Source organism: Alteromonas sp. B31-7 (genome assembly GCF_015767655.1).
In the GTDB taxonomy this organism is placed as follows: domain Bacteria; phylum Pseudomonadota; class Gammaproteobacteria; order Enterobacterales; family Alteromonadaceae; genus Alteromonas; species Alteromonas australica.
Map to the genome: position 1 here is coordinate 880091 of NZ_CP065233.1, position 13124 is coordinate 893214.

The following is a 13124-nucleotide window of genomic DNA, read 5'->3' on the forward strand; positions in this document are numbered from 1 at the left end:
CAACAAAAGCGCAGGTTAATGTACCAATGAATCTTGGTTGATGTTCGGTGCAGGCGCGGCCTTATTTTGACTGTCGCCTAACTCACTGGCCTCTTCAACTAATGCAGTCATTGCGTTGATAATATCAAGAAAGTTGGACAGTTGGTCTTGAGATAAGTCGTTAGACAGGGTTTCTATTTTGCTGATAAGTTGCTTAGTGGGTAAGCGCATAGTGTCAAATTCTCGTTGTTCAGTGCATATAAAAAGCACAATCATTTAGTTCTTATAGATGAACTTTCAAATAGCTTGCCAACTTTTTTTGACGGTGAGTAGTGTGAACATGGCAGCAGTAAAACCTTACCTGTCGCTTTGGGTAAAGCGTATAAAATAAAAAAGGCCAGCGGATATTGCGCTGGCCAGGTATTACCAATCAGTGGTGGTTAATACTTAGAAAGTGTACTTCACGCCCACTTTGATTCTCCAAGTAGATTGCTCTTCATCAAAGGTGTCGTAGTTACTGGTATCCGTACCGCCATAGGCTTCTGAATATACGTATTGCCCAAATTCGTTAATGTCGTAATCGAACAAGATTTGCTGAGGGTAGTTCATTTCGTATACCTTGCCCCAATCGTCATTGAGTAAATTAGCGAAGTTATCAATGTTGAGATAAATGCGCCCTTTATGACCTTCAACAAAGCCTGGTATTTCTTGTGAAATGGCTAAATCTACGGTGGTAATCCAAGGTTGAGTCGTTGAGTATTTGTCTACATACCCGCCTGCAGAACCTGCCACGCCAGCGGCTTCAGCAATGGCCATAATTTCGTCGTAACTCAGGCCATTTTCAAAATCAACAGCTGAGTCGTTTGCACCTGACGGAATATAAGGAAGGTAAATATCGGAATCGTCAAACGCAGACTGGTCGCCTAAGTCATTATCTTGATAAGAGCCAAGAACCCAAGAGAATGGCTGTCCTGAACGGCGTTCAAAGAACAAATTGAAGTTCGTGTTATAGCCCTCAAAGAATTGGTGAGTATAACCAAGGTTCACAACTAGTCGGTGTTTAATTTCGTAGTACGCCGTGCCAACTAATGGGTCGTTACGGTTAACGGTAACTTCATACTGATAGTTTGACTCTGCTGTAGAGCTAGTGCCTGGGTTAACCTCAGTGATGTCTTGGTGGGTATATGACGCGTTTAGGCTTAGTCCGTTATCCCACTGTTTCGCCAATGCACTAGTAAATAAAATGCTACGCCCACCGTCGTCTGAGTTAGTTAGCTGGATATCATAGTTATCTTCATACTCAGTGCCATCGTATACGTTATCCCAAATGATACGACCATCAACCGTGCTGTTGCCATTATCGATTCGAGATAAGTCTTCCCAGTAGGCGGCATTTTGTCTGTCAACATAGGTTAGCTCATTGGTCCACGCAAAGTTATCGCCCAAGGTAGGAATGTCAAAGGTGTAGTCGGCCGCAATTTGATAGCGCCAATCAGATGGAAGCTCGAAATCAGGGTCGATAGAGCTTGTGCTACCCGCGCCTTGAACCAGTGCACTTTGCGCTTCAGTTGGCACAGTGGTGAAATCTACCGAATCGGCGTCTAAACTGGAGAAGGTTACTGAGTCGTTGGTAACCCCGTCATTGGTGTAGGCATTAGATATCCACACTAGGGGCATGCCGCCATAGAAGCGCCCAACACCACCTCGTAAGGTTAAGTCATCGTTAACTTCCCAATTGAAGCTAACCCTAGGAAGTAAAATATCAAAACCGTCCAGGTTCTCTGTGTTGGTGAATCCATAGGTATTGTTAAAGTTGTCGTTAAGTTGCGGTGAGTCTTCTACAGTAAGGTACTCGTAACGCAAACCTGCGGTAACCATAAAATCGGGGAATAACTCGTACGTGGCATCGCCGTAAAAGGAGTAAACCGTGCTTTCTACATCGTAGGCAAGATCTTCAACATCGTTGGTATAGGCATTTGCATATTCAAAATAAGAAATTTCTTGGTTAGCGAAGTCTTCGGTATCGTCAAAATACCACGTACCCAAAGAATCACGCCCGTAAAGGTTGTAGTTCCATGTGTTTTCAATTTCGGTACCAAATTTATACTCGATGTCGCCCGCAAGGTAGGTTGCATGAACGGCAAAGTTCCATACCTCGTTTTCTAAAACGTTGGCGTGACGATTTTCATCTACGCCTGCCACCACAGTATAACCGCTGTCAGTGCCCGTTGCCGTGTCGACATTAATTTCACCCCAATCTGAGGCAGTAAGCGAAGCCTGTTCAAACTCTTTATAAGACAGGCTGACTTCTGTCTGCAAATTATCTGACCAGTCTGAATAAACGTGGGTGGTGTAGTAGGTATTTTTCTGCGCAAGCGTCCATGTATTCGAGGTTAAGCGAATGGTGTCAGAATCGTCATTATAATTTTGCGCAGAAGTATTTTCCTGATAGCTATAGGTAAAATCAGCGCGGTGGTTGTTGTTGATGTTCCAATCTAGCTTGATAAGGTACTTTTCATCTTCGTCGGCCTCAGGTGCGCCAGCGATAGAATCTTCTAGGCCGTAGGTGTCACTCAGCGCCGAGATCACGTCTTGCGCTGCGGCAACTAAATCTGCTGAGTAAGAATCTTCATTAAAGCCAGTATCAATTTCTTCTTCCCATTTTTCGTATGAACCAAAGAAGAAAAGCTTATCTTGAATGAGCGGGCCGCCTAATGTAAAGCCATAAGAAGACTCTTCGTTGTCTACGTCATACTCTGTGTCGTAAAGCTTGGTGTCTTTTGCCGTACCAGAAAAGGGTACTTCTTCATAAAAAACAGTGCCATGGAAGTCGTTAGTGCCCGATTTAGTCACCACGTTAACGTTACCGCCACCAAACTTACCGGCACGGGCGCTAAACGGCGTAAATTCTACGGAAACTTGGCTTATTGCATCTAACGAAACAGGAGGGCGGGAAGTAGGGTAACCATTGCTTTGTAGCCCAAACGTATCATTCACGCCTACGCCATCAACGGTAAAGGTATTGTACTTGGGGTTAGAGCCAGCAATGCTTAACTCTTCGCCATCGGCACTCACCACGGCCAAAGGGTTAGAACGGACAATATCTTTAATATCACGGTTGAAGGTTGGCATGTTCTCGATAGCCGATTCTCCAAACACGGAGTTTGAACCATTATTGGAGAAAAAGTCACGGCTACCTGTCACCGTTACGCGCTCGATATCTGACGCAGATTCAAGCGCTGCATCTAGTTCGAAGGTGTCATTTAGCTCAAGGTATACATCCTCAATAATACGACTTTGGAACTTTTCTGACTCAACCACAATCATATAAGGGCCACCTACACGCAACCCACGTGCTGAGAATACACCATTTTCGTTAACGGTGGCCTCTTTCACCGTACCTGAAGGCTGATGAATAATAGTGATAGAGCTGCCTGCAGCAGGGTTACCTTGAGGGCCTACTACGGTACCGCGCATGGCTGATGATTGACCGGTGGCTGCAACCGCTGTGGTTGCCACGCCAATAGACAAAGCTACAGCCATCGCAATGCGACTGAACTGAGTTTTCTTGTTCATGTGTTTCTCTTTATAAATAAAGGTTGATTTTTGTACTTAGCCGGGTGCGAATACCTGCTAAATACGCCGTATTATTGTTGCCTGAGGTAGCGCAATTGTTGGCTATTTTTATTTCATATATATTTCATTTGTGTAAATTGGTATTTACGTAACACAATGAAAAATAAGTGTTATTTGAAGCTTTGTTCGACTGTATAGTCAAGAGGGTTTACGTGTATTTACACGGCTTTACGAGTATTTACGCAAGGGGACGAAGGGCAAGCGGTGATGAGTGTTGAGGCAGTGCCTTTATTTTAAATGGGTTGCTACCTACGCGGGCAAACTGAGCGCAACAGCGCCCAGTTTTTTCCAGTGAGTTATTGACGGGGTACAGGTACTCTAACAGGGTCTTTTGGCTGCGCCTTAATAGGGGAGGTATAACCTTTAAGTTCTTCCAAACCAACCTCTATGGCTTTATCAAGCTGAGGATCCAATCCTTTACTGGTGAACTTAGTCCATTGCTCCACGCTAACATCAGGCATAACCCCTTCGTTTTCTACTTGCCATTGTCCATTGGTGCCATAAAAACCAGAGCGTGGTGCTGTCATGTAACCGCCATCGATGAAACCGGGTACGCCCCAAATGCCAACCAGTCCCCCCCAGGTGCGTTTGCCCACTAATTTACCCAGTCCGTAATAATTAAACATGTAGGGGAGCATATCGCCACCGGAACCCGACATTTCATTTATTAGCATGACTTTGCTGCCCCAAACGCCGCTCGCTGGGCTTGTTAAAGGCTTGCTGGGTGCTAGGGGATTGTTAAAGAAACCATTTAATTCACGGCGTAAAATGTTGATGACATAATCGGCGATATAGCCGCCTCCATTGAAGCGTTCATCAATGATGACGCCTGGTTTTTTAGCTTGAGGGAAGAAATAGCGGTTGAAGGAATGGTACCCATCATCTGCGGTGTCTGGCATCCACACGTAGGCTAATTTTCCGTTAGACTGTGCCTCAACATATTGTCTGTTTTTTTCAATCCAGTGATTTTTGCGAAGGCCATTTTCGTTGTTAATGGGTTTAACGAGGTATACCTGTCGCTTGTCTGAATTATCAATATCACCAATAGTGATCCGCGTCACGTGTCCTAAGGTGCCTTCAAATTGCGAATAGAGGTTCTTTTGGGGGGCGATAGGGGTATCGTTAACCGCTATCAGGTAAGCATTTTCGTCAATTTGATGCGCATATTTGCCCAACGGCGACTGTAAGTTCGCGCCGGCGAAAAATGACTCTCCTGTATAAATATGGCGTAATTTAACGCCCTTCTTAGTTACTTCAAAATCGATACCTAACAAGCCGACATTGGGCTTACCAATATCTGGTTTAGCCCCACTGGCAGTAAACGAATGCCCAATGGAGACTTCGCCTCCTAAGGTGTCGAGTAAATACGTTAAATCAAGCGGGTGGCGAATGGATGCCACGAGCGGTTGGTATTGCTCGTATACTGCATCCCAATCTGCTCCGTGGAAGTTCTCTACATACAAATAATCTCGTTGATAGCGCCAAGCTTCGCGAAATATCTGTTGCCATTCTTCAAAGAAATTCACCCGTTTAGATAGGGCGAGTGCAATGACTTTATCGTCATCTCCCGAGCCAGTAATGGCACTGATCAATCGATAGCTTTCTTTACTTTTGAGTAAGATTGCGTTGTTATCAGCACTAAGGCGATATTCACTTACCTTATCGGCAATTTTTGCTATGGTTCGCTCTTCGGCATCGAACTTCATTAAGTGGGTTTGGCTAGCTCCAGTATCATCTTTGAATTGACTTAAAAAATACAAATTCCCGCCTTTACCTCCTGCCAAATGACTGAAATGCCCTTTTTCACTGGTGACTGGCGTGATGCGGTCACCAAAGCCCTCGGCGACGAAGACAGAAGGTTGGGTCGGTTCGTCTTCATTGTCGGTGTTGCTATCGTTTTTCTGAGTAGGCTCTTCTTCGTCTGAACGCATTGGAAATAGCGGGGCATGGGTGGGCGAAAGGTTGGCGTAATAAAGTTGATAGGTGGCCTTAAAACTTAAGCTCGACATATCCAGCCATGGGCTTTGTGGGCCATAGTCAACACTACCTAAAAAATATAAGGTGTTACTGTTATCACTCCATGTTGGCCATGTGACTTCTGCTAAACCATGAGTGAGTTGATGGCGAGTACGTTCTTGCACAGAATATAAATAAAGCTCACGAAACATGGTTTCGTTTTGTTTTGTATAGGCAATATAACGGCTATCTGGAGACCAAGTGGCCATCATCTCCCATTCTGGATGAACCTGACGATTGGTATCTATAATTTTGGTAGAACCATTGCTTCGGTTAGCTATCCATAGTTGTTGCGCTGAGTCAGTAAATGATAGCCGTTTGCCATCTGGCGACCAAACTAACTTTTGATAAAAGCCTTCACCTGCTAAAGGAATCGTTTTGCTTTTTGTTCCATATTGATCGGCAACCACCAGTTCATATTCACCTGAGGCATCTGAAAACCAGGCAATATATTGGCCATCGTCAGACCATACAGCAGAATGCTCTCGTACGCCTGAAGAGTCGGTTAATGCACGGGCAGAGCCATGTTCAACAGGCACGGAAAAGATATCTCCACGCGCAGAGAATAAAGCCCTTTTACCCGAGGGAGATACATTAAATTCCGTGATATTTTTATGTGCGTCAACATGGGCATCACGAGCCCAATAGAAGTCTCCTATTACTTCAATGGAGAGTTTTATCGCCGCTTGTTGCTCCTGCTTCAAATATAAATCACCAAGGTATTCATACACCACATTGCTACCGTCAACCGCAAAGCCCATGACATCGTACTCGCTGTAGTCTGTAACCGGTGTTATCGCGTTAGCTGAAGGGGCATAACGAAATACATTGGTCACTTTGGAACGGTTTGAGAGAAAGTAAATATCACCGTTATTCGACCATTCAGGATCCACATCAAAGTCGTTATTAAAAGGAAGATCGTGCTCTTCCAAACTGCTTAAGTTAATCATTCGTAGCGCTTGGTTTTGCCCGCCACGATAATTGCGCCACCCGCGATCCCAAACCCCCGCTCGGCGAAACACCATGTTTTCACCCTTGGGGTCAAACGCACCGTCTGAGGCTCGTCGCATGGGTAACTGCTGAGGGTTTCCGCCTTCCACCGACACAGTATATAACTGCTGTGAATTGCGAGGGGCAGAGTACCTTGGAGAGCTGAACAACACACTTTGGCTATCAGGAGCCCAGCCAACAACAGCGTCTGAGGCTGGGTGGAATGTGAGCTGTTTAGCATGTCCGCCATCAATACTTACAATGTAGACATCTTTATTGCCTTCATACTCACCGGTAAAGGCAAGCATTTTGCCGTCAGGAGAGATCACGGGTTGTGATTCAGAGCCTTGAAAACTGGTTAAACGTGTGGCTTTACCGCCCTTAATCGTGGTCTTCCACAGATCGTTTGCATAAGTGAACACCAACGTGTCTTTGTGAAGTGTAGGTTCGCGCAGTAATTGCGTTGCATGAGTGGCAAAGGATATTGCCATGATAAATGCCCCTAAGAGCGGTTTTAGAAGAGGAGCATTCCTTATCATTGCCTTATCCTTACGCCTTAATGGCGTTTTTTATAGATTTGAATAGTACAGAGCAAACCGAAAAGGTTTGCTCTGTTAACACTGAATATGCCTTACATTAGTCTAATTATTAACCACTGTCTGTATTTATCTATTGAATAATGTGGCGGCTAATTCTTCTTCCTTGATATTGGAAGTTTGGGTTTGCGTGTCTTACACCACTTAATCAAAGCGTATCTCTTGACTAAAGGGCTTATTCACGTAAACAAGAACAAAAAATCGAAATTCAAAAGGGGATTATTGTAAAAGACGGGGTGTGCCTAATTCGATTAGTTTGTCATTCGGTAATGACTGGTATTTTCCCAGCCGCAATCAGTATTAAATGACATATAGGAGTCTTACATGACTTCCAGCGCAGTAACGAGCCTCTCGCGGATACAATTTGCTTTTTGTTTCATTTGTATGTGGAGCTTTATTCCGTTAGCTGTAGCGGAAGTCGAAGAAAGGTGGCAGCCTTTAAATCCAAAACCAAGACTATTGGTACTGACGGATATTGAAGCGGATCCTGATGATGCACAAACCCTTATTCGGCTCTTATTGTACGCAAACCAAATCGATATAAAGGGGTTGATTGCTACGACGTCGGTACATCAGAAAACTCGTATCGCACCCGACACCATACACACGCTTATCGACGCATACGGTGAGGTTCAGCCTAACCTAAATAGCCATCAACCTGGCTACCCTGATGCTAAGACACTGCATAGCATTGTAAAGTCAGGGGTGTCGGTTTACGGCATGCAAGGCGTTGGTGAAAATCATGACTCTGAGGGCTCTGACTGGCTTATTCGCGAAATAGAAAAAGCTGATTCTAGGCCGCTGTGGATTTCTGTATGGGGAGGTACTAATACATTAGCGCAGGCTCTCTACAAATTGAAAAAAACAAAGTCAGAAAACGTGTTAAAACAACTTATTAACCGCTTGCGCGTATATACCATTTCCGACCAAGATGATTCTGCGGCGTGGATAAGACAGACGTTTCCTAATCTCTTCTACATTGTCAGTCCTGGAGGCTATGGAGCAGCAACGTGGACAGGTATTAATCATGTTGTTCAAGGAATCGATAACACCAGGATTAGCAATGCCTGGATAGCCGAACATATTCAACAAGGTCATGGTCCATTAGGGGCGAAATATCCGGATGTTGCTTACGGCATGGAAGGCGATACGCCATCATGGCTAAATCTCATTAACAATGGGCTTCATGCGCCAGAACACCCGAATTGGGGTGGATGGGGAGGCCGATATGAACGCTATATCCCCAAACTGTCTGAAACTGATCCAACTGGTTTTACTGGCGGCGTGCCCGTTGTGCCAGAAACGCGGCCAATTTGGACAAATGCGGTAGATAGGTATGTGCCAGTATCTTCCAATCAGTATGGACGAACCGTCAGTCCGGGCTCCTTTGAGTTTAATGGGTATCGAGAAACGTTATGGCGTTGGAGAGATGAATTTCAAAATGACTTTGCCGCTCGCATGGACTGGTGTATGAAGCGCTACGATGAGGCCAACCATGCGCCAGAAGTTAAGTTGCTGCATGACCATTCAATAACAGTAAAGTCGGGGGAGAGTTTTCATCTTGATGCCAGGGGATCCAAAGATCCTGATGGAGATGCACTACAGTTTTATTGGTTTAATTATGCTGAAGCGGGGACGATGAAAGATCAGACCGTTAAGATCCATAGTGCAGAAAATATGGCTAGAGTACATGTTGTGGCACCTGATGTGGAGAAACCTCAAAGCATACATTTTATTCTCAAGTTAACAGATCGTGGTGAGCCTGCCCTGACATCCTATGCAAGAGTCGTGGTAAGGGTTGAACCGCACTAACACGTAAAAAAAACAACGTCGGTTGAGACTTTTCATAACAAAAAATATCAGCGAGTTACCTTATTATTTACATTAATGTTAAATAATCTTAACGCGTTGGTAATTATGAAATTGTTATTTCCCGGTGTTTTTTTTGCTATCGTCGCATCGATTTCAGGATGTATAGCTGAAAATCCAGCTTCTCTAAATCCTTCACAGTCTGATAGCACGTCAGCTATATCGAAAGGTGTGAAGTTTTTAAACTTTTCGTACACCACCCCGCAGGGTATTTTGAGTGAAGCAGCGGATGAATATAGCAATCCTATTTTACCCGGTTTTTACCCAGACCCTTCTATCACTAAAAGGGGAGACGACTACTACCTGACTACGTCATCATTTGGTTATACTCCCGGCTTACCTATATTCCATAGCAAGAACCTTACTGACTGGTCTCTCATTGGTTATGCACTTAACCGAGAGGCGCAGATGGATTTTGCAGGAGCAAATATGTCTCGGGGGATATTTGCGCCCACGCTACGTTATCACGACGGCCTTTTCTACATTATTACAACTTCGGTAGGAAATGGAGGCAACTTTATAATCACAGCCAGCAACCCCGCTGGACCTTGGTCTGAGCCCATTTGGTTACCTGAAGTTGGAGGCATCGATCCCGATCTGTTTTTTGACGAAGACGGACGAGTCTATATTGCTCACAACGATGCTCCTCCTGAAAAACCTCTCTATGACGGGCACCGTGCTATTTGGCTTTGGGAATACGATCCGATTAAGAAAAAAGTGCTGCCTAAGAGCCAGAAGTTGTTGGTGAATGGTGGGGTGGATATCTCTCAGAAACCTATCTGGATTGAAGGCCCTCATATTTACAAGGTAAATGGTTGGTACTACTTATCCTGTGCTGAAGGGGGAACAGGGCCTCAACATTCCCAAGTTATCTTTCGTTCTCGTTCACTAGATGACCCCTTTGTGCCGTACTCTGAAAATCCAATACTTACCCAGCGTGACTTGGCCTATCCACGGCCACACGCAATAGAAAATGCAGGTCATGCTGATTTCATCGAAACAGAGAATGGAGAGTGGTGGGCAGTATTCTTGGGGACGCGACCTTATGAAAGGGATCTACATAACACAGGGAGGGATACTTTCTTGCTGCCAGTAGAATGGAAGAACGGATGGCCACATATTTTACCGAAGAACACCCCCATACCTGTGCAGGTGCCGCGACCCGCTAATACTGTGAAAGAAAATGGGATGCAGTTTTACGATTGGACGGATGATTTTGATGGCACGGCCTTAGATTTGCGCTGGCAAACGCTTCGCACCTTTGACAGGCATTGGCTGTCGCTCAATGAAGGGGCACTGATAATGACACCGCTGTCAGCGCCTTTATATAGCAAAGATACCGTTAGTTATTTGGGGGTTCATCAAGCTGCGATGTCTTTTTCTGCTTCTACAACGCTGTTTTTACCTAGTGATGCTGGTGTTAGCGCAGGCTTAGCTGCATTTCAAAATTCAGATTTCCATTACTTTTTAGGACTGCGACGTGACGCAGACGGATATGTTGGTTTTGTGGAACAAGTGAATAGTGGTGAAGTTATCACCGTCTTTGAAGCAGTACTGCCCATATCTGCAAATAAGCCCGTTGAGCTCAAAATTAAAGGAAATGGTGCATCAATAGAGTTTAGCTACAAGCAAGGCGAAAAATGGAAAGTCATGGGTGAGCCTCAAGACGCAACATTACTAAGCAGTCAACGAGCTGGTGGCTTTGTCGGTACGACTATAGGGCCTCATGCAAGAAAGTAAGCTACGCGGCTGAATTATTTTCACATGACGGTTTGTTTGGTGCTTTTGCTGCAACTTAATTCTAAGGTAAATTTGTGTCTAATAGGGTTTCTATGAAATATCTCGTTTGTCTGTCCTTGTACATGCTGTCGCTAACGTGCGTGGCATCTTCGTTAATAGAAGGAGAAGATGGCTATCGATTGTGGCTTAAATACGATCGTATAAACAATGCCGCTGTGGCTACTGGGTATGACGAACAATTAAGTGATTATCACGTATTTGGTGAATCGGAGACCATTGAGGTACTAAGAAACGAAGTGGAATATGCGTTTGGCCAAATGGGTTTAAAACCACACGTGACAGAGCCCCAACGGGCACGATTGCTAATTGCTGCTGGCGTGAAGGCTGAACGATTGGCCACTGAATTTGAGATAGATATTAAGCAAGCTGCTCAGGAAGGCTATGTCATAAGACAGCGCCATAATGACGATGGAAAGTCGTTGGTATTAGTGCTAGCGAATACGGACGAAGGTGCGTTGTATGGCACCTTCAGGTTGCTTAAAGAAATGCAGTTACGCCATTCGATGAGCGCGATAAATATAGTCTCTGCACCTAAAATTAAACTTAGGGTGCTTAATCACTGGGATAATTTAGATAGACATGTAGAGCGAGGGTATGCGGGTCAATCTATTTGGGATTGGCATAAGCTACCCGAGTATCGCTACCAGCGATACATAGATTATGCGAGGGCAAATGCATCAATTGGAATTAATGGCACTGTGCTTAACAACGTCAATGCGGATCCTCTTATTCTCACGCCTCATTACTTAACAAAAGTAAAAGCTCTGGCGGATATCTTTCGCCCCTATGGCCTCAAAGTTTACTTATCTGTGAAATTTAGTTCCCCCCAACTGATTGGCAACCTATCTACGTCCGACCCGCTTAACCATCAGGTTCAGCAGTGGTGGAAAGATAAAGTAGCCCAGATTTACGCTGAAATTCCTGATTTCGGTGGCTTCTTAGTAAAAGCCAATTCTGAAGGGCAGCCGGGACCAGGCGATTTTGGACGAACCCATGCGCAAGGTGCAAATATGTTGGCAAAGGCGCTTGCCCCCTACAACGGTCACGTTATGTGGCGGGCGTTTGTTTATGCCAATGAAAAAGGCGAAGAACGCTCTAAGCAGGCTTATTCAGAGTTTACGCCGCTTGATGGTCAGTTTGATGCAAACGTATTGGTGCAGGTGAAAAATGGGCCAATAGACTTTCAGCCACGAGAGCCTTTTAGTCCCCTTTTTGGGGCAATGCCGAATACACCACTGATGATGGAATTCCAGATTACGATGGAATACCTGGGTTTCAGTACACATTTCGTTTATCTCGGGCCCATGTACGAAGAAGTACTGCAATCTGATACATACGCTAGGGGCAAGGGGGCGACGGTAGCGAAGGTTATAAATGGACAGTTATTTAATCATCAGGTTACCGGTATGGCAGGTGTATCGAATATCGGTACAGATAGAAACTGGACCGGTCATATTATCCTCCAATCTAATTGGTATGTATTCGGGCGTATGGCTTGGGATCCAGAAATAGCTTCAGTAGAAGTGGCGGACGACTGGGTGCGTCTCACCTTAAGCCAAGATGACGATGTCGTTGCTATTGTGACAGAAATGATGATGACAAGTCATCAAACTGCCGTGGATGTAATGACACCGTTAGGGTTGCACCACATTATGGGGGCGGGACATCATTACGGGCCTGCTCCTTGGGTTGATTTCCTTGGGCGCGACGACTGGAACTCTACGTATTACCACCGTGCGGATGAATATGGCATTGGATTTGACCGCTCACCAAGTGGTGAAAATGCAGTCGCTCAGTATTTTTCACCGCTGAGCGCTCAGTTTGCAGATCCGAAAACCACGCCTGAAAAGTTTCTGCTTTGGTTCCATCATTTACCCTGGAGTTATGTTGTAGCGTCTAGTCGCCGCACTTTATGGGAGGAGTTGGTTCATCGTTACTACGAAGGGGCGCAGCAAGTGCAGGCTATGGCGGACAACTGGGACAAACTGGAAGGGAGGCTTGACCCTCATCAATTTCGTCAAGTGCAAATGGCCATGGATATTCATGTAAAAGAAGCACTGTGGTGGCGAGATGCGTGCGTGCTTTATTTTCAACAATTTTCCAATCAACCCATTCCACAAGGGCTTGTTCATCCCACTAAGACATTGGATGAAATGAAACAAATGTCGTTTCCTCATGCCCCTGGGCAGGGGTAGTAAGGCGGGCAATATGCTCTTTTCGTATTTTGGATTCTTACTT

The 13124-nt window shown here is 45.1% G+C and carries 6 protein-coding genes; 3 read left to right on the plus strand and 3 right to left on the minus strand.

The window, feature by feature from the left end:
* Positions 1-15 precede the first annotated feature (15 nt).
* From IUA53_RS03755 to IUA53_RS03765, 3 genes are all read right to left on the minus strand, one after another.
* Entirely contained in the window at positions 16-255 is a 240-nt protein-coding gene (locus tag IUA53_RS03755) for a hypothetical protein (RefSeq protein ID WP_231401251.1), read from the minus strand.
* A gap of 171 nt (positions 256-426) precedes the next feature.
* Positions 427-3555 (minus strand): TonB-dependent receptor, encoded by a 3129-nt coding sequence (locus IUA53_RS03760; RefSeq protein WP_196898414.1) that lies wholly within the window; start codon positions 3553-3555, stop codon positions 427-429.
* Positions 3556-3911: 356 nt separating this feature from the next.
* A complete protein-coding gene (locus IUA53_RS03765; RefSeq protein WP_044448558.1) occupies positions 3912-7112 on the minus strand; it encodes a S41 family peptidase in 3201 nt (1066 codons plus the stop codon).
* 429 nt (positions 7113-7541) lie between these two features.
* On the opposite strand from IUA53_RS03765, the gene IUA53_RS03770 reads away from it, so the two are divergent.
* The 3 genes from IUA53_RS03770 to IUA53_RS03780 all read left to right on the plus strand — a co-directional run bounded on the left by IUA53_RS03770 (position 7542) and on the right by IUA53_RS03780 (position 13081).
* A complete protein-coding gene (locus IUA53_RS03770) occupies positions 7542-9029 on the plus strand; it encodes a DUF1593 domain-containing protein (RefSeq protein ID WP_196898416.1) in 1488 nt (495 codons plus the stop codon).
* Between the two features lie 105 nt (positions 9030-9134).
* On the plus strand, positions 9135-10826 hold the full coding sequence (locus tag IUA53_RS03775) for a glycoside hydrolase family 43 protein (protein ID WP_196898418.1): 1692 nt from the start codon (positions 9135-9137) through the stop codon (positions 10824-10826).
* A 92-nt stretch (positions 10827-10918) separates the two neighbouring features.
* Positions 10919-13081, plus strand: coding sequence for an alpha-glucuronidase family glycosyl hydrolase (locus tag IUA53_RS03780; protein ID WP_044448556.1), 2163 nt, complete (start codon positions 10919-10921; stop codon positions 13079-13081).
* The last annotated feature ends 43 nt before the right edge of the window (positions 13082-13124 follow it).